At 62.3% G+C, this 23,749-nt stretch carries 21 protein-coding genes; 8 read left to right on the plus strand and 13 right to left on the minus strand.

Annotated features, from left to right (window positions below):
- Positions 1 to 25: 25 nt before the first annotated feature.
- Both ACF8R4_RS04625 and ACF8R4_RS04630 read left to right on the plus strand, forming a co-directional pair.
- The gene (locus ACF8R4_RS04625) at positions 26 to 814 is read left to right on the plus strand and encodes an N-acetylmuramoyl-L-alanine amidase (protein WP_060499820.1); all 789 of its coding nucleotides are present in this window, start codon (positions 26 to 28) and stop codon (positions 812 to 814) included.
- 78 nt (positions 815 to 892) lie between these two features.
- Complete coding sequence (locus ACF8R4_RS04630; protein ID WP_060499819.1) at positions 893 to 2,497, plus strand: EAL domain-containing protein; 1,605 nt, start codon at positions 893 to 895, stop codon at positions 2,495 to 2,497.
- A gap of 51 nt (positions 2,498 to 2,548) precedes the next feature.
- On the opposite strand, the gene ACF8R4_RS04635 is transcribed toward ACF8R4_RS04630, so the two are convergent.
- The gene (locus tag ACF8R4_RS04635) at positions 2,549 to 4,330 is read right to left on the minus strand and encodes a KinB sensor domain-containing domain (RefSeq protein ID WP_104833647.1); all 1,782 of its coding nucleotides are present in this window, start codon (positions 4,328 to 4,330) and stop codon (positions 2,549 to 2,551) included.
- Complete coding sequence (algB, locus tag ACF8R4_RS04640) at positions 4,327 to 5,673, minus strand: sigma-54-dependent response regulator transcription factor AlgB (protein WP_060499817.1); 1,347 nt, start codon at positions 5,671 to 5,673, stop codon at positions 4,327 to 4,329. The genes ACF8R4_RS04635 and algB overlap by 4 nt, the downstream gene beginning before the upstream one ends.
- A 421-nt stretch (positions 5,674 to 6,094) precedes the next feature.
- Between algB and ACF8R4_RS04645 the strand changes: the two genes are divergently transcribed.
- From ACF8R4_RS04645 to ACF8R4_RS04665, 5 genes are all read left to right on the plus strand, one after another.
- Positions 6,095 to 6,385 (plus strand): hypothetical protein, encoded by a 291-nt coding sequence (locus ACF8R4_RS04645; protein WP_060499816.1) that lies wholly within the window; start codon positions 6,095 to 6,097, stop codon positions 6,383 to 6,385.
- 42 nt (positions 6,386 to 6,427) lie between these two features.
- Positions 6,428 to 6,589 carry a DUF1328 domain-containing protein gene (locus ACF8R4_RS04650; protein ID WP_003252966.1) on the plus strand — a complete coding sequence of 54 codons (162 nt, stop codon included), beginning with the start codon at positions 6,428 to 6,430 and terminating at the stop codon, positions 6,587 to 6,589.
- 2 nt (positions 6,590 to 6,591) lie between these two features.
- Positions 6,592 to 7,062, plus strand: coding sequence for an inhibitor of vertebrate lysozyme family protein (locus tag ACF8R4_RS04655; RefSeq protein WP_060499815.1), 471 nt, complete (start codon positions 6,592 to 6,594; stop codon positions 7,060 to 7,062).
- A 745-nt stretch (positions 7,063 to 7,807) separates the two neighbouring features.
- A complete protein-coding gene (gltP, locus tag ACF8R4_RS04660) occupies positions 7,808 to 9,136 on the plus strand; it encodes a glutamate/aspartate:proton symporter GltP (protein ID WP_060499814.1) in 1,329 nt (442 codons plus the stop codon).
- Between the two features lie 153 nt (positions 9,137 to 9,289).
- Positions 9,290 to 10,519 carry a nucleoside recognition domain-containing protein gene (locus ACF8R4_RS04665; protein WP_060499813.1) on the plus strand — a complete coding sequence of 410 codons (1,230 nt, stop codon included), beginning with the start codon at positions 9,290 to 9,292 and terminating at the stop codon, positions 10,517 to 10,519.
- Here the strand turns inward: ACF8R4_RS04665 and ACF8R4_RS04670 are convergent.
- The 9 genes from ACF8R4_RS04670 to ACF8R4_RS04710 all read right to left on the minus strand — a co-directional run bounded on the left by ACF8R4_RS04670 (position 10,501) and on the right by ACF8R4_RS04710 (position 20,730).
- Positions 10,501 to 11,136, minus strand: coding sequence for an ABC-type transport auxiliary lipoprotein family protein (locus ACF8R4_RS04670; protein WP_060499812.1), 636 nt, complete (start codon positions 11,134 to 11,136; stop codon positions 10,501 to 10,503). The genes ACF8R4_RS04665 and ACF8R4_RS04670 overlap by 19 nt on opposite strands.
- Positions 11,133 to 12,071 (minus strand): MlaD family protein, encoded by a 939-nt coding sequence (locus tag ACF8R4_RS04675; protein WP_060499811.1) that lies wholly within the window; start codon positions 12,069 to 12,071, stop codon positions 11,133 to 11,135. Before ACF8R4_RS04675 ends, ACF8R4_RS04670 begins: the two co-directional genes overlap by 4 nt.
- A 3-nt stretch (positions 12,072 to 12,074) precedes the next feature.
- Complete coding sequence (locus tag ACF8R4_RS04680) at positions 12,075 to 12,866, minus strand: ABC transporter ATP-binding protein (protein ID WP_060499810.1); 792 nt, start codon at positions 12,864 to 12,866, stop codon at positions 12,075 to 12,077.
- Positions 12,863 to 13,996 carry an ABC transporter permease gene (locus tag ACF8R4_RS04685; protein ID WP_392491764.1) on the minus strand — a complete coding sequence of 378 codons (1,134 nt, stop codon included), beginning with the start codon at positions 13,994 to 13,996 and terminating at the stop codon, positions 12,863 to 12,865. The genes ACF8R4_RS04680 and ACF8R4_RS04685 overlap by 4 nt, the downstream gene beginning before the upstream one ends.
- A gap of 114 nt (positions 13,997 to 14,110) precedes the next feature.
- On the minus strand, positions 14,111 to 15,133 hold the full coding sequence (locus ACF8R4_RS04690) for a DUF5924 family protein (RefSeq protein WP_104833646.1): 1,023 nt from the start codon (positions 15,131 to 15,133) through the stop codon (positions 14,111 to 14,113).
- Positions 15,134 to 15,288: 155 nt separating this feature from the next.
- Complete coding sequence (locus ACF8R4_RS04695) at positions 15,289 to 16,695, minus strand: M16 family metallopeptidase (protein ID WP_392491766.1); 1,407 nt, start codon at positions 16,693 to 16,695, stop codon at positions 15,289 to 15,291.
- Positions 16,696 to 16,723: 28 nt separating this feature from the next.
- Complete coding sequence (locus tag ACF8R4_RS04700) at positions 16,724 to 18,382, minus strand: Na/Pi cotransporter family protein (protein WP_060499806.1); 1,659 nt, start codon at positions 18,380 to 18,382, stop codon at positions 16,724 to 16,726.
- A gap of 198 nt (positions 18,383 to 18,580) precedes the next feature.
- The gene (locus ACF8R4_RS04705) at positions 18,581 to 19,351 is read right to left on the minus strand and encodes a TerC family protein (RefSeq protein WP_060499805.1); all 771 of its coding nucleotides are present in this window, start codon (positions 19,349 to 19,351) and stop codon (positions 18,581 to 18,583) included.
- Positions 19,352 to 19,422: 71 nt separating this feature from the next.
- The gene (locus tag ACF8R4_RS04710; RefSeq protein WP_164524010.1) at positions 19,423 to 20,730 is read right to left on the minus strand and encodes a CitMHS family transporter; all 1,308 of its coding nucleotides are present in this window, start codon (positions 20,728 to 20,730) and stop codon (positions 19,423 to 19,425) included.
- A gap of 267 nt (positions 20,731 to 20,997) precedes the next feature.
- On the opposite strand from ACF8R4_RS04710, the gene ACF8R4_RS04715 reads away from it, so the two are divergent.
- The gene (locus ACF8R4_RS04715) at positions 20,998 to 21,399 is read left to right on the plus strand and encodes a GFA family protein (protein ID WP_164524011.1); all 402 of its coding nucleotides are present in this window, start codon (positions 20,998 to 21,000) and stop codon (positions 21,397 to 21,399) included.
- Between the two features lie 65 nt (positions 21,400 to 21,464).
- Here the strand turns inward: ACF8R4_RS04715 and ACF8R4_RS04720 are convergent, their stop codons facing one another.
- Positions 21,465 to 23,420, minus strand: a complete 1,956-nt coding sequence (locus tag ACF8R4_RS04720; protein ID WP_060499803.1) for a DUF4105 domain-containing protein — start codon at positions 23,418 to 23,420, stop codon at positions 21,465 to 21,467.
- Positions 23,417 to 23,737, minus strand: coding sequence for a DUF2388 domain-containing protein (locus ACF8R4_RS04725; RefSeq protein ID WP_012316830.1), 321 nt, complete (start codon positions 23,735 to 23,737; stop codon positions 23,417 to 23,419). The genes ACF8R4_RS04720 and ACF8R4_RS04725 overlap by 4 nt, the downstream gene beginning before the upstream one ends.
- Positions 23,738 to 23,749 lie beyond the last annotated feature (12 nt).

The raw sequence follows: 23,749 nt of genomic DNA on the forward strand, positions 1-23,749 counted from the left end.
GCGCTCATTAACTGAGGCCATTGACGTGCTTTCCACGCTTAAAATAACGCTGATTTCCTTTTTGCTGTTGTCTGTTGCCGGATGTTCGACGGGGTTGCGCATCGACCGCAGCCACCCCTCGGCCAACCAGGATAACCGCATCCAGTTCGTTGTACTGCATTACACCAATGCATCCCTGGAGCGCTCCCTGGCGTTGCTTACCCAGGGTGAGGTGAGCAGCCATTACCTGATCGGCGACGGCCCGGCCACGGTGTATCAACTGGTGGATGAAAACCGTCGTGCCTGGCATGCCGGCGACAGCCAGTGGCAGGGGCGCACCTGGCTGAACTCGTCGTCCATCGGGATCGAGATCGTCAACCCGGGCTTCACCGACACGCCGAATGGCCGGGTCTGGCACCCTTACAGCGAAGCGCAGGTCCAGTCGCTGATCGCGCTGCTCAAGGACATCGTCAAACGTAACAACATCGAGCCTCGGCACATCATTGGCCACAGTGATATCGCACCATCACGCAAGCTGGACCCGGGCCCGCTGTTCCCGTGGAAGCGCCTGGCCGATGCCGGGTTGGGTATCTGGCCTGATGCCAATGCCGTGGCACGCCAACAGGCCTACTTCAGCGTCAACCCGCCAAGCGTTGGCTGGTACCAGCAGGAACTGGCGCGGTTTGGCTATCAAGTCGAGCAGACCGGGGTGCTGGATGTCGCCACCCGCCACGTGATTGCTGCGTTCCAGATGCGCTTCCGTCCGCAGCGTTTCGACGGCATGCCCGATGCGCAGACGGCGGCGATGTTGCAGGTGCTCAACCGGATGCGTTGAGCCTGCAGCGAGGCGCTAAACGGCGAGGATGATTTTTGATCCAGTTGCTATACCTTGGTAATCAACTGGATGCCTTCGATGTCAGCTCTCATTTCTACGCTGCGCCAATTTTTTTACCGTCCCTGGATGCTGGCCACGTTGGCAGCATTGGCCAGCGCAGCACTTTTGCTCACTGCCAGCATCGGCATTGCCCTGCAGCAGATGAAGCAAAGCGAGAGCGAACAGATGAACGCCCAGGGCGAGCGTTTTCTCGACCGCCTCGAGCAGGTTTTCGGCCAGCTGCGCGAAGGGGTCGACCTGCTGCAGGCTCAGCCCTTGCGTGGCTGCAGCCCGGCGATGTTGGCGGCGTTGCAGCAGGTTGGCCTGAGTTCGCGGTTCATTTATGAAGCGGCCTATGTGGATGGTGACGTCGCCTGCTCCAACCGTGGCGATGAGCGGGCATTCGAGCCTTTGCGGGCACCCGACATCCAGGGGCCGACCTACAGCTACTGGTTGAACACCACGACCGAGCCGAACGAGAACCTGGCTGCGTTGATGCTGGGCCGGGGCAAATTCGTGGTCTCCACCTCGCGTGGGCACCTGACCGACGTGGTCGACCTGCCACCGGGCGGCAGCCTGGTGGTGGTGCTGGACAACGGTGCCCGGGCCATACCCGTGCTCGGCCCGCCACAGGTGTGGCCGCCGCCCTCGGCCTGGTCGACCAGCCACAAGTCATTGCTCCAACTCAGTGACCGGCTAATCTACCGCATGCCCACCAAGTCGCCGGATTACCAACTGGTGCTGATTGCCCCACGGGCCAGCCTTCCGCTGAGAATGAATGGCATGCTCTGGCTGCTGTTCCCTGGCAGCGTGTTGGCTGCCTGCTGCATCGGCTGGCTGGTGCTGCAGTTGATCCTGCAACGGCGGTCGATGAGCTCGGAGTTGCAGAATGCCTTGCGCCGTGGAGAGCTGCAGGTGCTCTACCAGCCGATCTTCGAGCTCGACACACGGCGCTGTGTAGGCGCCGAGGCCCTGGTGCGCTGGCGCCGCCCGGATGGCACGCTGACCAGCCCGGACCTGTTTATCCCGTTGGCGGAAAATACCGGGCAGATACGCCAGATCACTGACTTTGTTCTGCAGCGCGTCCTTGAACAGCTGGGGCAGCTTCTGCGCTCGCACCCCAAACTGTACATATCGGTGAACCTCGCCGCCTGCGATGTGATGGTGCCGCGTATTGGCCGGGTGGCGGCACGCCTGCTGGCCCTGCACCGGGTGGCCGCTAGCCAGATTGCGTTCGAGGTGACCGAGCGCGGTTTGATCGACGTGGTGGTGGCTCGTGACAACCTGCAGGCGCTGCGCGCCGTGGGGCATCAGGTGCTGATCGACGACTTCGGTACCGGCTATTGCAGCCTGGCCTATCTGCAAACCCTGCCGGTGGACTGCCTGAAGATCGACAAGGCCTTCATCGATGCGCTGGGCCATGATGCCGCTAGCAGCGGCGTTGCCCCGCACATCATCCGCATGGCGCATGACCTGCACCTGCGGGTGATTGCCGAAGGCATCGAATGCGAGGACCAGGCGGTGTTGCTGAACAGTGAAGGGGTCAATTACGGCCAGGGCTGGCTGTTTGCCCGACCGCTAAACGCCCGGCAGTTTGCCGAGCTGGTAACCCGGGGGCAGCTGCCCCGGCGGGTGGAGCACTGAGTGATCCTGCCCCGGCCACATCGCCGGCGATGAGGCCTGTACAGGCGATACTCAAACTGGCAGCGCCATGTAGAACTGTGTCCCCTGCCCCGGCCGGGAAAACACCCCCATGCGCCCACCATGCAGTTGCACGATTTCCTTGCACAGCGCCAATCCTAGCCCTGCACCGCCCTTCTTGCGCCCTACCTGCACAAACGGTTCGAAAATGCGACCCTGCTGCCCATAGGCAATCCCTTCGCCTGTGTCTTCGACGCTGATGATCACCCGCTCCGCATGCCGCCGCGCATGCAGGCGGATACGCCCGCCGTTGGCGGTATGGCGGATGGCGTTGTGCAGCAGGTTGTCCAGCACCCGATCAAGTTGCGCAACGTCGGCCTGAATACGTGGGAGCGGTGGTTCGAGTGCCTTAATCAGTTCAACCTGCTTGTTTGCTGCCTGTTCGGCAAAACGCAGTTGTGCGCGCTCCAGCAATTCGTCGATGGCACAGGGGGCCAGGTCGAGTTTCTGCAGCCCGCTCTGGTAACGAGAGAAGTTGAGCAGGTCGTTGATCAGCTGGGTAAGCCGCTGCATTTCTTCGCCGATGGTGTCCAGCAAGTCATTCTCGCGTGCCTCAGGCGGAAACTTGACCCGCTCGCGCAACAGCCCGAAGGCCATGTGCATGCCGGTTACCGGGGTGCGCAGTTCGTGGGACGCGCGTAGCACGAACTCACTGCGCACGCGTTCGAAGGCCCGTTGCTCGGTCACATCGTGCAGCACCATCACCGCGCCAAGGATCGGCCCTTGCGGATGGCTCACCGGGGTCAGGCTGTAAGTCAGCAGGCGCGTTTCTTCATCCACCTCCATGGTCAGGTCTTCCGGCGGGCGGTCCAAACTGCCACCGCGCAGCACCTGACGCAGCTGCTGCTCCAGCTCCGGCCGCCGCAGGGCTTCGGCCAGGCTGCTGCCCACGCGGCTATCATTCCAGCCGAGCTGGCGCTGCGCTACCGGGTTGAGGTGTTCCAGGCGACCTTGGCGGTCGATGATCAGCAGGCCATCGTCGATGCTGTCGAGCACGGCCTGCAGGCGCTGCTGCCCGGCCAGCAATTCGTCGACGTTGGTGGCCTGGTGCTTGCGCAAGGCATCGGCCATGAGGCCAAAGCGGCGGGTCAGCTGGTTCAGCTCGGTGGCCTGGGTGACTGGCAGGGTGACGTCAAAGTTGCCCTTGCCCAGCTGGTCGGCTGCTTTGGCCAAGGCTTCGATCGGTTGGCCAAAACGTCGGGCGATGTTGTGTGCAGTAATGAAGCCCAGCACCAGCACCACCAGGCCCGTCAGGCCAAGCACGCCGCTGACCAGCAGGGCGCGGTCACGGCTGTATTCCTCGCTGCGGGTGATGAGGTCCAGCGTCTGCTTGTGGGAATCGATCAGGTCGGTACGCACCTGGTTGAAGGCGGCCCCCAAGGGTTGGTCGACACCCATGCTACGCGCGGGCGCGGGGCTGTCACGGTAGGCTTGCAGGAACGCCTGGTAGTTACTGCCCGCCTTGCTGAAGCCAGTGCGCTCTCCGCCTTGTTCCAGGCCCTGGTTCAGCAAGGCCTGGAAATTTTCTTGCAGCAGCCGCAGGTTTTCCGGGGCCGTGTCTTCATCAAGGATCAGGGTCAACTGTTCGCCAAGGTTCTGCCGCAACTTCAGCCCCACTTCTAGGGCGTGGGTGGTGTCACGCACCAGCTGCTGTTGCACGGTTGCCATCTGCAGCACGCTGACCAGGCCCAGCAGCAGCCCGAGCAAGGCCACCGTGACCAGTGCCGAGATACTCAAGAAAAGCCGCGTGCGCAGCTTCATGGGCGGCCCCTTCATAGGTTGTACTGCTTGCGCTTGCGGTACAGGGTGGAGGCGTCGATGCCCAAGGTTTTGGCGGCCTGGTCGAGGGTGTCGCTGGCAGCCAGCACCGCGCCGATGTGGGCGCGCTCCAGCTCGTCCAGGCTTAGCGCGGCACCCACGCGCGGGGCGTTGCCAGCCGGCTGTTCGCCCATCCCGAGGTGGCTGATTTCCACGCGCTCCTGCGGGCAGATGATACTGGCCCGCTCTACTACGTTACGCAGTTCACGAATGTTGCCGGGCCAGCGGTAGTTGAGCAGGGCGGTGCGCGCTTCGTCGCTGAAGCCCCGGGCGGGGCGGGAGTATTCCTTGACGAAGCGGGCAAGGAAACGGTCGGCCAGGGTCAGGATGTCTTCACTGCGCTCGCGCAGGGGCGGCAGGTGCAGAGTGATGACGTTCAGGCGGTATAGCAGGTCTTCGCGGAAGCGGCTTTCGCGCACCATTTCTTCGAGGTTTAGGTTGGTGGCGGCCAGGATGCGCACATCTGCACGCCGTGTCACGGGGTCGCCCACGCGCTCGTATTCCTTGTCCTGAATGAACCGCAGCAACTTGGGTTGCAGGGTCAGCGGGAAGTCGCCGATCTCGTCGAGGAACAACGTACCCCCATCAGCCTGGCTGACCCGCCCCAACGTGCTTTCGCTGGCACCGGTAAAGGCGCCGCGGGTGTGGCCGAACAGTTCGCTTTCCATCAGCTCGGCGTTCAGCGACGGGCAGTTGATGGTCACGCAGGCTTTGCGGGCACGTTTGCTCCAGCCATGGATGGCCCGGGCCAACTCGCCTTTACCCGTACCGGACTCGCCAAGAATGAGGATGTTGGCATCGGTGGTGGCGACCTGGCGGGCAGTTTCCAGCACCGCCATCATGGCCGGGCTGTGCGAGTCCAGGCCGTCCTTGGGTTTGCGCATTTCGCCTTCCAGGGCCTCCAGGCGTGCTGAAAGCTGGCGCACTTCCAGCTGCTTGGCGGTGGCCAGGCGCAACTGATCGGGGCTGCATGGCTTGACCAGGTAGTCGGCGGCGCCGGCCTGGATGGCATCCACCGCTGTATCGATTGCCGAATGCGCGGTCACGATCACCACGCGCATCCAGGGTGCCTGAATGCGCATCTGCGCCAGTACGTCCAGGCCGTTGTCCTCGCCCAGGCGCAAATCCAGGAAGCAAAGGTCGAACACCTGGCGCTGCAACAGCGTTTCGGCCTGGGCGGCGCTGTTGGCTGTGGCCACGCTGTAGCCTTCGTCTTCCAGGCAGTAGCGGAAGGTGCGCAGGATCGCGGACTCGTCATCCACCAGCAGAATGCGGCCTTGGTTGTCCTGGGCTGATTCCATTTCCTACGCTCCTTAGGGATAGATCTTCATTTAGTGTGGGAAAAATCGGGCAAGTTGCATGGTCGATTCTGAAGGATTCTGTCCTCTGCATGCTAGCCAATGGCCAATTGACGCCTGGAAGCTGCGTTAACCCGATGATTTGCTTAGAGGCACGGGATGGCACATTGGTTGCGGAGGTTTTTTGTTTTTGCCTACAAAAAACGGCCTCTCGCTTTGTTCCGCCCGTGATGCTGACTTCCAGGGCCGATCGTGCAATTCGCACGACCATACAGGCGGCATCGTGCAGGATACGTCCCTGTCGAACGGTTATGTAACTACTAACTTATTGATTTTAAAGGTATTTTTTAAAATCAAAAGGCTGGCATGCAGGCTGCAATTACCTGTTCAGGTTTGAACAACAATTACAGCAGGAGGAGCCGGCATGAACCGCCAATCCGTCAACCGCTCGCAGAACGTCGCCCTGCCCCTGCGCCAGATGTTGTCTGTCGGCATGGCGCTGCTGCTGACCTTGGCCGCTGGCCTCTTCTATTACAGCTGGCAGACCGCGCGCTTGGCTGAGCAAGTGGCCGCGCAGACTGCGCTGTTGACGCAGATTCAGGCAACCCGTGCCAATACCCTGGTCAAGGCAGCTGACCCATTGCCGGCCGGCCAGGCCTCTGCCTCACCGGCCACCCTGGAAAATGTCGTACCCCAGGACCGTTGGGTCTTCTGACCTGCCGGCCGCACCGATTCTGAAAAAGAAAGGAGAACCACCATGCTGAGCTGGGCTATCACTTTCCTCATCATCGCCATTGTCGCTGCCGTACTGGGCTTCGGTGGTATCGCGGGCGCTGCAACGGGTATCGCGAAGATCCTGTTCATTGTCTTCCTAGTGTTGTTCGTAGCCTCCTTCTTCTTTGGACGTGGACGAGGTTGAAGATGGGCAGGAAGCTTTGTACAGCCCTGGCTGCCGCCCTATTGTTGGGCGGCAGTGCGGCGGCGATGGCGGCCAATGACGGCCAGGTCCGGGTCGACCAGTTGCTCGGCTCGGACCCGGAGTACCGGGAAACCTGGCAGGACACGATCAAAGGCGAGGAACGCCTGCCCGATTGGGTGGTTAATCTCACCGGCAGTGCCCAGCACCAGATGTCCGCCACTACCGAAGATGGAGACAAGTACCTGGTCGGCCCGTTGTGCGAGGCGCAGGACAACTGCACGTACAAGCGGCTGATCGTTGCGTTCAGCTGGGACAAGGAGGATGCCTACGGGATGCTCGTGGAGGTACCCGAAGGCTTGCCGAGCGACAAGTCGCCTACACGCCATGCGCAATATCGCTGGCTGGGCGACCCTGACGACGGCATGAAGGCAATGCTGCAGGAGCAGCTAAAGCGTGACCCGAACTGGTACTGAGCATTTATTGCCGGTAAGGATGAAAGGTCATCGACTGTCACGTAATAGAAGCTGAACCTTTCTATATTTCAGCCTTCTATGATGCGCCGCCCCGAGGAGGGGCAGCACATGACCAAGGGGCCGGGCTGTTCTGATTGTTGCAGGATCGGAGTGGCCTAGGGGTACAGGGAGTGCCTCCAGCGATGGGCCGGGTCAGGAAAGGCGGAATCGGAAGTATCAGGTCGGCGGTGTCACAGGGATACCTTTCCAGACCTGACTTCCGAGGAGCCATGTAGGAATCGCCCTCTTCCTTGCGCGATTTCATCCCTGAGACACATTTTGTCTCGACCGTACATCAAATTTTTTTCGGCCTTGCGGGTCCTTCTTCAAGTGGCATTTCGGCCATTCGGATTGTCGAACAAGCCATCTTTCATGCCCTTTGTGTACCGTCAAATCTGCCGAAATATGGCGGTTTGGTCTTGTTCGGGATTCCGAACGTTATAAATCAAGCACTTGCGAACCCTCTGTTTTGGCATGAAATATTATGCATAATCGGTATGGGGCATGCGCTTCCGGCATTAGATTTCCCCCTTTCCCATCGCAATAGTTGCCGCCTTTTTCGCTGGTCAGAGCGCCCTGTCGCTCGCCTGCGGTGTCCTTACATGAAGTCGCCAGACGAGTGCGCTTGAAGCCAGAGGCCTTGCCAATGGCTCTGTTACGCGTGTTTTCGTCGGGTGCCATGACCACTAGAACAAAGGGTAAAGACATGAAGAAGGCAAAACTTAGCCTCGCCTGGCAGATCGTCATCGGTCTGGTCCTGGGCGTTGCAATCGGCGCGCTACTGAATCATTTCAGTGCAGAAAAGGCATGGTGGATCAGCAACGTCCTCCAGCCCGCCGGTGACATCTTCATTCGCCTGATCAAGATGATCGTCGTCCCGATCGTGATTTCGTCGTTGATCGTGGGTATCGCCGGGGTTGGCGATGCGAAGAAACTCGGCAGCATCGGCCTTAAGACCATCATCTACTTCGAAGTGGTGACCACCATCGCCATCGTCGTGGGCCTGGTGTTGGCCAACCTGTTCCACCCGGGCGCCGGCATCGACATGAGCACCCTGGGTACCGTGGACATCTCCAAGTACCAGGCCACTGCGGCCGAGGTGCAGCATGAGCACGCGTTCATCGAGACCCTGCTGAACCTCATTCCGTCGAACATCTTCGCAGCGCTGATGCGTGGCGAAATGCTGCCGATCATCTTCTTCTCGGTCATGTTCGGCCTGGGGCTGTCGAGCCTGCAGGCCGAGCTGCGCGACCCACTGGTACGCACCTTCCAGGCCGTATCGGAAACCATGTTCAAGGTCACCCACATGATCATGAACTACGCCCCGATCGGCGTGTTCGCCCTGATCGCCGTGACCGTGGCCAACTTCGGCTTCAGCTCGCTGCTGCCACTGGCCAAGCTGGTACTGCTGGTGTACTTCGCCATCGCCTTCTTCGCCTTCATGGTGCTGGGCCTGGTTGCCCGCGTGTTCGGCTTCTCGGTGATCAAGATCATGCGCATCATGAAAGATGAGCTGATTCTGGCCTACTCCACCTCCAGCTCCGAAACCGTGCTGCCGCGCGTGATCGAGAAGATGGAGAAGTATGGTGCGCCGAAGTCGATCTGCTCGTTCGTGGTACCGACCGGCTACTCCTTCAACCTCGACGGTTCGACCCTGTACCAGAGCATCGCGGCCATCTTCATCGCCCAGCTCTACGGTATCGATCTGTCGTGGAGCCAGCAGCTGCTGCTGGTGCTGACCCTGATGGTCACCTCCAAAGGCATCGCTGGTGTGCCGGGCGTATCGTTCGTGGTGCTGCTGGCCACCCTGGGCAGCGTGGGTATCCCGCTGGAAGGCCTGGCCTTCATCGCCGGTGTCGACCGCATCATGGACATGGCCCGTACCGCGCTGAACGTTGTAGGCAACGCCCTGGCAGCACTGGTCATCGCGCGTTGGGAAGGCATGTACGACGCCGCCAAGGGCGAGAAGTACTACGCCTCGCTGATGGCCAACAAGCAGGAAGCCGCAGTGGTTGGCGAAGCCGCCAAGCGCTAAGCCTGATAGCTGTATGACGAAGAGCCCCGACTTGTCGGGGCTTTTTGCTGTCTGTAAGGATCGCGGGCACCTGCACCGGCCTCATCGCCGGCAATGAGGCCGGTCCAGGCAACTTCCGCTATCATTCGGGCATTTTTCAGGGGGAATACGCGGATGCTCAACGGCCTTTGGCTTGGCTTTTTCCTGGTGGCGGCAGTGTCCGCCCTGGCCCAATGGCTGGTGGGTGGTAATGCCGGGATCTTCGCGGCAATGGTCGAAAGCATCTTCGCCATGGCCAAGCTGTCGGTCGAGGTGATGGTGCTGCTGTTCGGCACACTGACCCTGTGGCTGGGCTTTCTCAAGATCGCCGAAAAGGCCGGTATCGTCGAATGGCTGGCCAAAATGCTAGGCCCGCTGTTCGCCCGCCTGATGCCGGAAGTGCCGCCCGGCCACCCTGCCCTGGGCCTGATCACCATGAACTTCGCGGCCAACGGCCTGGGGCTGGACAATGCCGCTACGCCGATTGGCCTGAAGGCCATGCGCGCGCTGCAGGAGCTCAACCCCAGTAGCACCACAGCCAGCAACGCGCAGATCCTGTTTCTGGTGCTCAACGCCTCGTCGCTGACGCTGCTGCCGGTGACCATCTTCATGTACCGGGCCCAGCAAGGCGCGCCAGACCCGACCATGGTGTTCCTGCCCATCCTGCTGGCCACCAGTGTCTCGACCCTGGTCGGCCTGCTGTCGGTGGCGGTGATGCAGCGCCTGCGCCTGTGGGACCCGGTGGTGCTCGCCTACTTCATTCCCGGCGCGTTGCTGCTGGGAGGCTTCATGGCGTTTCTCGGCACCCTGTCGGCCGCCGCGCTGGCCAGCCTGTCGTCGGTCCTGGGCAACCTCACACTGTTTGGCGTGATCATGCTGTTCCTGGTGATTGGCGCACTGAAGCGGGTGAAGGTGTATGAAGCCTTTGTCGAAGGGGCCAAGGAAGGCTTCGATGTGGCCAAGAACCTGCTGCCCTACCTGGTGGCGATGCTGGTGGCGGTGGGTGTACTGCGTGCTTCAGGCGCCCTGGAGCTGGCCCTGGACGGTATCCGCCATGCGGTGAACTGGCTGGGCCTGGACACCCGCTTCGTCGAGGGCCTGCCCACAGCACTGGTCAAGCCGTTCTCTGGCAGCGCAGCGCGGGCCATGCTGATCGAGACCATGCAGACGCAGGGTGTAGACAGCTTCCCGGCCCTGGTGGCGGCGACCATCCAGGGCAGTACTGAAACGACCTTCTACGTGCTGGCCGTGTACTTTGGCGCGGTGGGTATCCAGCGCGTGCGCCACGCGGTCGGTTGCGCACTGCTGGCCGAGTTCTCAGGCGTGGTCGCTGCGATCTTCGTCTGCTACTGGTTCTTCGCCTGAACCTTGCGTTGTGCCTGGCTGGCCTGGTCGACGGTCCAGGTCACAATCTGCCCCACCAGCTGGTCGCTGGCCTGGCCGAAACCGGCGACCACCGCTGACACCTGTTTGTCGGCCAGCGGCTGGCGGATCTCGAAACGCTTGCTGGCGAGGATACGCTGGTTGCGGCCCTGAACCAGCCGAGCGTCATAGCGAATCACCACCTCCACCGCGCCGCCCGGGCGGTACTCACTCTGGAATGCCTGCAGCTCGCCAGCCAGCTCGTAGTCGGCCTGCAGGTTGCTGTCGTCGGCGCTCAGGCGCTGTACCTGGCCATCACGCTGGAAACCATCGAGCAAGCGGTTGCGCAGCAGCACCGGGGCCGCATCGCTCCAGCGCGCACCTTTGTAGCTGCTGACCACATCGCCCTGTGGAATCACGGCAATGCGCGGGCCGGCCAGCACCTCACTGGCCAGCGGCTTGTTCAGCCGCAATGACCAGTCCAGCGGCGCTGCCGTGCGGCTGGGCTGGTTAACCGGCAAGCGATAGAGGTCGACGGGTTCGCTCTTGGGCAGGATCGAGCAGGCACTGGCCAGGCTCAGCGCGGCCGCCAGGGCCAGCAGGCGCAGCGACGGTTTCATGGCTGGAACTCCTTGTTGTTGTCGCGGCCGAGCAGGTAGCCGCTGGGGTCGGCCTCCAGTTGCCGGGAAATACCTTTGAGTGCGTTAAGGGTTTCGCGCAGTTCGCGAATGGCAGGGGTGAGCTGGTTCAGGCCCTGGGCGCCGTCGCCGATAGCCTCGCTGTTGTTTTTCAGCAGATTGTTGATGGTGGCAGTGCTTTCGGCCAGCGACTGCATGGCCTGCTCGGCGCTGCCGATCGCCTGTTTGCCTTCGCTGCCCAGCAGGCCGTTGGCATTGCGCATCAGCGCCTGCGTTTCGGCCAGGGTGGCGCTAGCCTGCTTGCCCACCTGCACCAGTTGCTCGATGGCCTCGGCGATGCTGCCGTGCTGGCCGGCGAAGGCACCGGTGGTCTTGTCGAGGTTGGCCAAGGTGCTGCTGAGGTGGCCGATATTGTCTTCGGAGAACATCTGGTTGGCGTTGTGCAACAGCATGTTGATGTTGGTGACCAGGTCGCTGCTGTCATTGAGCAGGCGCGAGATGGGCGACGGCGAGGCGATGATGACCGGCAGCTTGCCGTCCTTGCCCTTCAGCTCGGGGCTCTGTGGCGTACCGCCGCTGAGCTGGATGAACGCGTTGCCGGTCACGCCGGCCAGGGTCAGCTTGGCCTGGGTGTCTTCCTTCACCGGGGTATCCCCGCTCAGGCGAACGCGGGCCAGTACCCGGCGCGGGTCTTTCGGGTCCAGGCGCAAGGTGGACACATCGCCCACCTTGATGCCGTTGTACTGCACCGGGCTGCCACGGGACAGGCCGGAAACGGCCTCGTTGAACACCACTTCGTAGTCCTTGAACGCGTCGTCGACACTGGACTTGGTCAGCCACAGGCCAAACAACATGGCGCCGGCTACCACCAGGACGGTGACCAGGCCGATTAGTACGTGATGGGCTCGGGTTTCCATTGCTCAGCGCTCCTGCCCGGCACGGGTGGCGGCCTGCTCGGCTGCACGCCCGCGGGGGCCATGAAAGTATTCTTGAATCCAGGCGTCGTTGGTCTGCTCGACTTCAGCCAGCGGGCCGGCCACCAAAACCTTCTTTTGTGACAGCACCGCGATGCGGTCGGTGATGGTGTACAGGGTGTCGAGGTCGTGCGTGATGAGGAACACCGACAGGCCAAGGGCATCGCGCAGGGTAAGGATCAGCTGGTCGAACGCGGCAGCGCCGATCGGGTCCAGGCCTGCGGTGGGTTCATCGAGGAACAGGATGTCAGGGTCCAGTGCCAGGGCTCGGGCCAGCGCGGCACGTTTGATCATGCCCCCCGATAACGAAGACGGGTACTTGTCGGCGGCGGATATCGGCAGCCCGGCCAGGGCCAGCTTCACGCCGGCCAGGTGTTCGGCGTCGGCGCGGGACAGCCCGGCGTGCTCGATCAGCGGCAAGGCCACGTTCTCGGTAACGGTCAGCGAAGAGAACAGCGCGCCCTTCTGGAACAACACGCCAAAGCGCCGCTCGACCAGAGAGCGTTCCTCTTCACGCAGGCCGGCGAGGTCCTGGCCAAACACCTTGATCTGCCCTTCATTGGGCCGGCGCAGGCCAATGATGCTGCGCAGCAGCACCGACTTGCCACTGCCCGAACCGCCTACCACGGCGAGGATTTCGCCGCGGTACAGGTCCAGGTCGAGGTTTTCATGCACCCCCTGGCGGCCGAAGCGGTTGCAGATGCCGCGCGCCTCGATAACGGTTTCCTGGCCACTCACCAGCCCATCTCCATGAAGAACAGGGCAGCCACCGCGTCCAGCACGATGACCACGAAAATCGACTGCACCACTGCCGATGTTGTATGCGCGCCTACCGACTCGGCGCTGCCACTGACCTTGAAGCCTTCCAGGCAGCCGATGGCCGCAATAAGGAAGGCGAAGAACGGCGCCTTGGCCAGGCCCACCAGGAAGTGCTGCACGCCGATGTCGCTTTGCAGCAGTGACAGGAACATGGCCGGTGAGATATCCAGCGTCAGGGCGCATACCACTGCGCCACCGACAATGCCGCAAATCATCGCGACGAAGGTGAGCAGTGGCAGTGAGATCAGCAGTGCAAGTACCCTTGGAACCACCAGCAGTTCCATCGGGTTCAGGCCCAGGGTGCGGATGGCGTCGACTTCCTCGTTGGCCTTCATCGAGCCGATCTGCGCGGTGAACGCGCTGGCGGTGCGGCCGGCCATGAGGATGGCGGTGAGCAGCACGGCGAACTCGCGCAGGAACGAGAATGCCACCAGGTCGACCGTGAAGACCGTTGCACCGAAGTCGGCCAGCACCGTGGCGCCGAGAAAGGCCACCACCGCCCCCACCAGGAAGGTCAGCAAGGCGACGATAGGAGCCGCGTCCAGGCCGGTCTGCTCGATGTGGGCCACAACCGGGGTAATGCGCCAGCGGTGTGGTTGCAGGGCACGACGCAGCAAGGTTTCGAGGATTACGCCGACAAAGCCCAGCAATTGCATGCTGTCCTGCCACAACGTGCCGACGGCGCAGCCGATGCGTTCCAGCAGCAACATCAGCACATTGCGCTCGGGTTCCTTGACCGGGATGCAGTAGTCCTGCACCGAGCAGTAAACGTTCTTGAGCAGCGCACGGCTGGCTTCGGGCAGGTCTTGGGTGCAGTGGGACAGGCGCTCGGAACCCAGCAGTTCGGCCAGCAACGAGGCGCCCGCAGTGTCCAGGCGGCCCAGCTGGCTGAGGTCGGCGACGGTGTCGGCAGGGTATTGCGCGCGCAGTTGCTCGCTCTCGCGCCTGAGGCTGGCGTAGTGCGCCAGGGTCCAGTCACCGGTTATGCGCAGGCAGGGCGGTTGGCTGCTGGCGTCCAGGGTGGCGCTGGGGGGGGTCATAGGCTCCATGCAATTGACTCGGCGCTAAGGCTTAGGGGCTGATCATAGCGCAGCAGGCATGGGCTGTTTGGTGATTATGTGCTGTCTGTTGGGTTTGGAGGCCGCAAAGCGGCCCCCTTTCAATCACTGTGCCGGTGCGTCATCGACCACCTTGAAGCGCAGCACGCCAATCACCTGGCCATCCTCGGTCAGCACCCGCACCTGCCATTTGCCCACCGGGTTTGGCGGGAAGTTCTGCTTGTGGGTCCAGGCTCGGTAGCCTTCCTTGCGTCCGCCGTGGATGTCCAGGGCAATGCGGTCGACCTCTTTGCCATCTTTTTGCCACACGTGGTAAATCCGCTCGTTCAGGCCGCGTGGTGCGTTGATGGCGGTGTAGGCGTACAGGCCGCTGTTGCGAATGCGGCTGGCAGCAATTTCGTCCAGCGAGTCGCCCGGTTGGCGATTCAGCACTTCGGTGCTCACCGCCACTTCGGTCATCCACAGGGTGGCCGGCGGTACCCAGGAACGCAGCAGCCAGCCCCCGGCACCCACGGACAGGGTAACCAGCACCAGGGCGATGCCACGCCGCCAGGTGTTGATCGGGAAGCTGCTGGCCAGGCTGGGGAACGACAGGGCCATGGCGGCGATCAGCGCCAGCTTGAAGCTTTGCGCGGTGGTCAGGTGCAGGATGATCGGCAGCGCGGTCAGCAGGGCGGCAAACAATGTCAGGGTATGCAGCGCCAGGAACAGCCAGCGCCGAGGCGCCAGCCACTTGTAGTACAGCGGGTCGGTGATCGAAATCAGGCCTGCGGCGCCGAGCAAACCGGTAAACACCAGCTGGCCGCTGTTCCAGGTGGTGGTGATGAAGAAGAACGGCAGCACGAAGAACAGCGTTTCCTGGTGGATCATCTGCGTCGCGTAGCGCAGCAGCGGCTGCGGGATTTCGCGATTGAAGGTGCGGGCGAAGAGGCCGGTCAGGGTGTTCTCCAGCATCAGCCAGACCCAGCTGACCAGCATGAGCACAGCTACCCAGCTGGCCAGGCCGGCCTGGCGGTCGACCAGGATGAAACTGCCGATACCAGAGAGGAAACCACAGAGCGCGATGATGCCGGGGTAGCGTTTGAGCAGTTCGATGATGCGTTGGACGATATGGGGGATTTGGGGCATTGGGTCTGCAACAGGAGAGGATTAGGTGGCTGTGCCGGCCTCTTCGCGGGTAAACCCGCTCCCACAGAGTCTCCACAGGTTTTGAGGTTGTGGTGATCCTGTGGGAGCGGGTTTACCCGCCAAAGGGCCGGTACTGGCAAAAGGATACCGCCGATTCACCGCTGTCGTGTAGCACCACTGGGCCGTTCAGGGCCATGCCGTCGCCAACGCAGCAGACCCGCCGCCAGGACCAGGCCCATCAGCAAGGCGGCCAGCCCGTACAGCTCGTCATAGCCGAGCAATGGCTTCTCGATACGCAAGTAACCCTCTTCCTTCAGCAACGCCTTCAGCGCCTCATTGGCCTGCTCCAGGCTAACCTGCCGCAACTTGCGCACCGGGTTGGCAAAGCGCCCGTCGGTGTAGTCGTTCAGTGCCCCCCAGTAGTAGTCGGCCAAGGCGCTGTTGCCCTGGGTGCTCCAGCTTTCCTTGGCAACGCTGGCGTCCTTGACGCGGGCGAAGGTGTCCGGGTCGAGGCCTTCCTTGCGCAGGTGCTCGAACAATGCCTGCATCACCTTCACCGCCTTGTCGATGTCATCGCGTTCCAGGTCGGCATTGAGGCTGAGCAGGCCGGTATCGCCAAAGCTTTCACGCTGCACCGATGGCCCGTAGGACAGCCCGTTGCGCAGGCGTAGCTGGTCGTACAGCGCCCAGTCCATGTAACGTGACAGCAGGTCGAGCGTGGCCTGGTGGTCGTTGTCCAGCACCGGCTCGATGAACAGCCAATGCAGCTTGACGCTATCGCCCAACCAGCCCCGGGTCAGGTCGCGGCGCTGCTCGGCCTGATGGGTGATGCTTTCCAGGTTGCGGCGTTCCTCCGGCTCGGTGGCTGGCAGTTCGCCAAAGGTGCGTTCCAGGTAGGCTGGCAGCAAGCGATCGAGGCCGCCGACCATGATCAGGGTCATGTTGTTGGCGGCGTACCAGCGGTCACGCAAGGCTTGTACCTGCTCCAGGGTCATGTCGTCGATATTGGAGCGCTCGGGGCATTTCAGGCCCAGCTCGGTCGCCAGCTGGTCACTGGCAGGGTGGCCGATATCCTGGCGGTCGAGCCAGCGCTGCAGGTGCCCATAGTGGCCGCCATCCTCGCGCTCGATGATGCGCTTGGCGGTGGCCAGGGCTTTGGCATCGATACGGGTGTCGCGGATTACCGCCAGCAGCAGGTCGAGCACTTTGCGCTGGTTGCGTGCGGGGGCTTCGATGACAAACGTGGTGTCGGCGCTGCTGGTGTAGGCATTCCACTCGCCGCCGAGCGATTGCAGGCGCTCTTCCAGGCCGCCCTCGCCGGTTTCGTCGATGCCGCTGAACAGCAGGTGCTCAAGCAGATGCGGCAGCTCTTTCTGTTCGCAATTGAAGTCGTCCAGGCCCACCCCGACCACCAGGCGAATCGCCACATGGTCGCGTTCGTAGCCGTTTTTCAGAATGACCTGCAGGCCGTTGGGCAGCAGGTAGCCCTCAACCCGCGAGCGGTCGAGGGCCAATGAGGGCAGGCTGCAGATCAGCAGGCAAACGAACATCAGGCAACGCATGGGCGAGCTTCGGTCCTCAGGTAGGCATTCACGGCAGACGGGCTTCGTCCGGCACGCTGTCGAGCATCAGCCCGCCGGTGTCGGAGCCGCCCAGTACCACATAGGCACTGCTGCAGAACAAAGAGTTCAACCGCTTCATGTCGGCGATCAGCTCCAAGTGTAGCGAACTGGTTTCGATGCTTTGCACCACCTTACGCTGCAAGCGGCTGACGTGGGCATGCGCCAGGCGCCGTTCCTGGGCGCGAAAACGGCGTTTTTCCTTGAGTAGCAAACGGGCGCTTTCCGGGTCGGCGCTAAGGAATACCGACAGGCCAAGGCGCAGGTTGGCTAACAATTGCTCTTGCAGCCCGGTCAGTTCTTCCAGCCCCACCTGGGAAAACTCCCGGCGCTGGCTGGTTTTCTGCTGCTGGACCTTGCGCAACATGCGCTCGATGAGGTCGCAGGCGAGCTTGAGGTTGATGGCCAGCTCGATGATCTCGGCCCAGCGACGGTTGTCCTGCTCGCTGAGGTCTTCGCGCGACATCTGCGCAAGGTAGAGCTTGATGGCGCTATAAAGGGCCTCGGCATCTTCACCCAGGGCGCGAACCTGCTGTGGCAAGGCGGTCTGGGTGCCGCGCAGGGCACCCAGCATGGCTTCAAGCAGGCTGTCGACGATATCGCCTAGGCGCAGGGTTTCGCGGGCAGCGTTGGCAAGCGCCAGGCTGGGTGTTTCCAGCGCCGAGGCGTCGAGGTGGCGCGGGCGGATCTGGCCGTTGCCGTTTTCCCGCTCGGGCAGCAGGCTGTTGCACAGCCGGCCCATCAGTTTGACCGTGGGCAGCATGAGCAGGCAGCGCAGGGTGTTGTAGAGCAGATGGAAGCCGATGACCAGCTCTTGCGGGCTGAAGCTGAGCGAGTCCATCCACTCCACCAAGGGGTGCAGCACAGGGATGATCAGCAGCAGGCCGATCAGCTTGTAGAGCAAGCTGCCCAACGCCACGCGGCGCCCGGCAGCGTTCTGCATGCTGGTGCTGATAAAGGCCAGCAACCCGCTACCGATGTTGGCACCGACCACCAGGCCGATGGCCACTGGCAGGCTGATGACCTCGGCACCGGCCAATGTTGCGGTAAGCAGCACGGCGGCGAGGCTGGAATAGGAAATCATGGCGAACATGGCGCCGACCAGGGCGTCGAGCATGATGTCGCCGGTCAGCGAAGCAAACAGCACTTTAACGCCTTGGGCGTGAGTGATTGGCGCAGCTGCCTGCACGATCAGCTCCAGTGCCAGGATGATCAGGCCAAGCCCAATACCGACACGGCCCAGCTGGCCAGCCCGTGTCTGCTTGCGCGAGAGGAAGAAGATCACACCCAGGAATATCAGCAAGGGTGATAGCCAGGACAGGTCGAAAGTGAGTACCCGGGCCATCAGCGCGGTACCCACATCGGCACCCAGCATGATCGCCAGGGCCGGGGTCATGGCCATCAGGCCCTGGCCGACGAAGGACGTGACCAACATGGCCGTGGCGTTACTGCTCTGCACCATGGCCGTGACCAGTATGCCGGCAATGAACGCCAGCGGGCGCTTGTCCATGTTCTGGCTGATGATGCGCCGCAGGTTTGAGCCGAACACGCGCAGAATGCCGGTACGTACGATGTGGGTGCCCCAGACCAGAAGCGTCACGGCCGAGAGTAGGTTGAGCAGGGTCAGCATGGCGAAAGCCCCCTGTTGCACTGGCCCAGTAGGCCAAGAAAAGAAACGTGAGCGTTTGAAGAATTTTCGGTGCTCACTCAAAGCTTTAGTTGTTTTGCGCAGCTGTCGCCAGCTTCGCATGGCTGTCATGTGTTTGAAACCGATCAGACATGAAAAAGGGCCCTGCGAAGGGCCCTTTGTGTTTTGCGCTTCCTGGTCTTATTGACCCGGAATGTCCTTGCGCAGTTTCACCGGGTCATGCTCTTTGCCTTCCTTGCGGGCCAGGGCGGTGCGCATGCGGATGTTGATGGCCTCCACCGCCAGCGAGAAGGCCATGGCGAAGTAGACGTAGCCCTTTGGCACATGCACGTCGAATGCTTCGGCGATCAGCACGGTACCGACCACGATCAGGAATGACAGCGCGAGCATCTTCAGCGACGGGTGCTTGTCGATGAAATCGCTGATGGCGCCGGCGCACAACATCATCACCAGCACGGCAACGACGATGGCGGCAATCATCACCGGTACGTGGGAAACCATACCCACCGCAGTAATGACCGAGTCCAGCGAGAACACGATGTCGATGATGGCGATCTGGATGATGGTGTAGAAGAATTTGCCGCCCGCACCTTTCGGCTCCTCGGCGTTTTCGTCCTCGCCTTCCAGGCCGTGGTAGATCTCTTGCGAGCTTTTCCACAGCAGGAACAGGCCACCGAAGAACAGAATCAGGTCACGTCCGGAGATGCCTTGGCCGAATACCACGAACAGGTCGGCGGTAAGGCGCATGACCCAGGTAATCGATAGCAGCAGCATGATACGGGTGACCATGGCCAGGGCCAGGCCGAAGATCCGGGTGCGCGGCTGCATGTGCTTGGGCATGCGGCTGACCAGAATCGAGATCATGATGATGTTGTCGATACCGAGGACGATCTCAAGCGCGGTAAGGGTGAAAAAGGCAACCCAGATTTCCGGGCTGGTCAGCCATTCCATGTGTTTTCCTTCGAACGATAAAGGCGACGCGCCCCTGTCGAGGCGCGTCGCGTCAGACTAATACGTGTTTATTAAAGACTACTGAACAGCGGGAAAATGCCCATCAGCAGCGCGGCGAACATTATGCACAGGCATACCAGCACTGCCCACTTGAGCGTGAAGCGCTGATGATCGCCAAACTCGATGCCGGCCAGGGCCACCAGCAGGTAGGTCGACGGCACCAAGGGGCTAAGCAGGTGTACCGGTTGCCCGACGATCGATGCACGGGCCATTTCCACCGGGGTGATGCCGTAGTGGCTGGCGGCTTCGGCCAGTACCGGCAGCACGCCATAGTAGAACGCGTCGTTGGACATGAAGAAGGTGAACGGCATGCTCACGATCGCGGTGATCACCGCCAGGTAAGGGCCCAGTGCTTCCGGGATGACGGCCAGCAGGCTCTTGGACATGGCATCCACCATGCCGGTACCCGACAGGATGCCAGTAAAGATACCGGCGGCGAAGATCAGCCCGGTCACGGCCAGCACGCTGCCAGCGTGGGCGGCGATGCGATCCTTTTGCTGCTGCAGGCACGGGTAGTTGACGATCATCGCGATGCTGAAGGCAATCATGAACAGCACGGGCAGCGGCAGCACACCGGCAATCAGTGCGACCATCAGGGCAGCAGTCAGGGCACCGTTGAAGTACAGCAGCTTGGGCCGGCGCGCGTCAGGGTACTGCGAAACGGTGATTTCGCTGTGGTCGATGTCGTCAGTTGGCAGGTGCAGTTCACCCAGGCGGGCACGTTCACGTTTACCGTACATGTAGGCGATGGCCAGAATTGCCAGCACGCCGAACAGCATGGCCGGGATCATCGGTACGAAAATGTCCGACGGGTCTACGTGCAGGGCACTGGCGGCGCGGGCGGTCGGGCCACCCCACGGGGTCATGTTCATCACCCCACCGGCCAGGATGATCAGGCCGGCCATGATCCGCGGGCTCATACCCAGGCGGCTGTACATCGGCAGCATGGCGGCGCAGCAGATCATGTAGGTGGTGGCGCCATCACCGTCGAGCGAGACCACCAGGGCCAGCACGGCGGTACCGACAGAAACTTTGAGCGGGTCGCCCTTGACCAGTTTGAGGATCTTGCGTACGGCCGGGTCGAACAGGCCGGAGTCGATCATCAAGGCGAAATAGAGGATGGCGAACATCAGCATCACACCGGTTGGCGCGAGCTTGCTGATGCCTTCGAGCATCATGGGGCCGATCTTGGCGGAGAAACCGCCGAACACGGCGAACAGGATCGGTACCAGAATCAGCGCGATCAAGGCCGACAGGCGCTTGGTCATGATCAGGTACATGAAGGTGATGACCATGGCAAAGCCGAGGAAGGTCAGCATGGCAATACTCCAGGCGTGGCGCGGCGAAAGGAATGTCGATTCGGGCGGATCAGCGCGTCGGGCGCTGCGCAGGGAGCATGCGGAGGGGAGCTACAGAAAGGCGGGCACAGGAATACATCAGAATCACCATTGTTGTTGTTGATTGGGCCGGGCTCGGCAATTACCGGGTGCCCTGGCTGACCGGTCTTGTGCCGGTAGTGGGGGCTATCCTATGAGCGCAAGCTTTCAGCCAGCTTTCGCCGAAGCAAAGGCGACGAGAGGTAGGTGATGCAGTATGTAAGCGAAGGGGGCTGCCATTGTGGCGCCTTGCGTTACCGGCTGGTGGGTGACCTGACAGACATCGCCCACTGCCATTGTTCGATTTGCCGGCGGGTAAGCGGAGGGTTGGTAGTGACCTGGCTCACCCTGCCCCGCTCCGGGTTTCAGTGGTTGGCGGGTGAGCCGAGCTGCTATGTGGCGCCGGCCAGTTGCAGCCGGTACTTCTGTGGGCAGTGCGGGGCGCATGTGGCGCTGATGACTACCCATAGCCCGGAAACGGTCGATGTGACGGTGGCGACGCTGGATCACCCGGAGCGGGTCAGGGCCAACCGGCATATCTGGGTGGGTAGCCGGTTGCCTTGGTTGCATCTGGATGAGGATTTGCCTTCGGAGGCAGAGGAAAATCTCTAGGCCTTGTGTAGCCTGTGCGGGCCTCTTCGCGGGCTTGCCCGCGAAGAGGCCCGTAGAGACAACACTTACAACTGCAGGCCACCCGCAGCCTTGTGCAGTGCCCGCAAATGTTCGCCAATCTGCTTCACGTTGGCCTCGACAGCCGCAATTTCCTTGGCTCGCGACGGCTCCAGCAGCGCCCTCACCTCTTTGTCCAGGCTGGTGCTCAAACGCAACAACTGTGCCTGGCGTTCGCTGCTCACCTGCTCAAGGTGCTTGCGCTCCTCGGGCTGCGGCAGCCCGTAGCCCTTGGCATCGAGCAGTTCTGCCGGGCGGCTGAGAAAGCCGCTGTTGGCGAGCATCTGCTTGAGGGTCGCATCGGCCTTGCTGACGCTGCCATCTTTCAAGGCAGCGGCATTCAGGTAGCGCTGCTTGACCTCGTCCTGGGCCAGCAGCAGTTGCCGGCGCAAGCTGGCCTGTTCGAGCAGCAGTAACGCGGCGCTGGTGCGCAGGTCGGCTTTGGCAAACCATGGGCGGCGCTGCTCGGCATCCAGTGCCAGCCAGTCTTCGACCAGGGCCTGCTTGATCGGCAGCTGTTTGCGCAGCACCTCGAACATGGCCTGGTAGCGGTCGCGATAGGAATCGAACCGGTAGCCCAGGCGCAGCGCCTCACGCGGGTCATCCAGCACGCTGGTGTCTGCCAGTCCCCTGCCCTTGAGCACCGCCAGCAAGCCGTTGGGCATGATGCTGTCGAGGTCGTTGAGGCGTGGGTTGGCGGTACCGCTGCGCAGCAATTTCAAAGACTCCACGGCACAGTTGTTGGACAGGAACCAGTAGTTGCCGTCATAGCTCCAGTGCATTTCGGCGGCCTGGCGTACCAGCTCCTCGATTTCGTTGCGGCTGAGCTTCAACGGTACTGAGGCAAGGCTGCGCAACTCGGTCTTGGTGTATTCGTCGATTACCTGGCCCAGCGGCAACACGAATAGCCGCGAGGGGTAGTTGCCGACCAGGCCGTCCCAGCTGGACAGCTGTACATCGTTGACGAAGGCGCGGTACGACAGCACCAGGCTCTGGTCGAGGTCCAGGCGGCAGTCCGGCCCGCGCGGGCGGCCCGGCTTGCAGATCACCAGGCGCAGCATGCTGTGGCCCCAGCGGCTGACCAGGTTCTGGTTGGCTTCAGCCAGCAGGTAGTCCACTTCATAGACCCGCTCAGGGTCGATTTCACCCAGCGGCTGGCGGGCAAAGTCGCTGCCGGCATTGATGAACGGCAGGCCCTTGGCGCAGGTGTCCTGTTGCGGTGCCCAGCCGAAGTGCTCGCGCAGGTACTGGTTCAGCGCCGGGCGGCGGCAACCGTAGCTCGGGTCGAGGAGGAAGTACTCCATGTTGACCGCGATAAACTCCTTGGGGCTGCTCAGCTCATAACTGTCTGGGCTGCGCACGAACTGACCATTGTGCTGCTCGCGCTCGCCACGACGGCCTACGTACTGTTGCCAACCCGCCAGGTCGAGCAAGCGCGGGTCGTCGCTAAGGGTGAAGCGGCGCTCGGCCTGGCCCCGGCACGCTTCGGGCAGGCCGATTTTGCCCAGCGTGCCTTGCTGGCGCTTGCAGCGGGCAATCAGCGAATGCTCGGCAGTGGGCCACAGGCGGGCACGGTCGTAGATATGGGTAAGCTCGTGCAGCACGGTGGCCAGCAATTCTTCGCGCGCTGTGCCATGGGGGCGGTGGGTGCGTTCGGTAGCAGCACTGCCGTCGGTGAGTCCGGGCAGCAGGCGTCGATTGAGCTCAAGGGTGGACACCAGCGATGCCTGGCCGTAGGCATCCGCCGGCATGCTGTCGCTCCAGCTGACCCGCACGCGGCGGTCCAGCTGCTGCTTGAATCGGGGAGGCAGCTTGCCCAAGGCCTCATCGAGCAGGGCCTGGGTGGCTTGGGTTTGCTGCGGGTCCAGGCCGGTTGCCTGCAGCTGAAGCTGCAGGTCGGCCAATACGGGCGTGCCGGGCAGCGTCAGGGCGCAGCCGAGCAGCCAGGCACGCACGCGTTTCACAGTGCGAGGATGGCTTCGGCCAGTACCTGGTCGCTGGCGCCACGCGCTTCTGGCACGCGCTCGCGCAAGGTGTTGAAGGCCGCCTCAAGCTGGGCGCCGCGAATGTCACCGTTGCTGGCGACGAAGCTGGCAGCGTCGTCATGGGCTTCGCGCACCACTTTGGAGTCGCGAATCGAGGTGGTGGTGTCCGAGGTGAAGTCGATCGAGCGGCCAAAGGCACGCACGATGATATTGCTGGTGGCCACCAGGGTCTGTGCCTGGGCCAGGTCGGCCAGCAGCAGCATGCCGAGGGTAGCGGCAATCAGCGGTTTACGCATGGAGCATCTCCG

The organism is Pseudomonas sp. FYR_2 (assembly GCF_043106425.1).
GTDB lineage: Bacteria > Pseudomonadota > Gammaproteobacteria > Pseudomonadales > Pseudomonadaceae > Aquipseudomonas > Aquipseudomonas monteilii.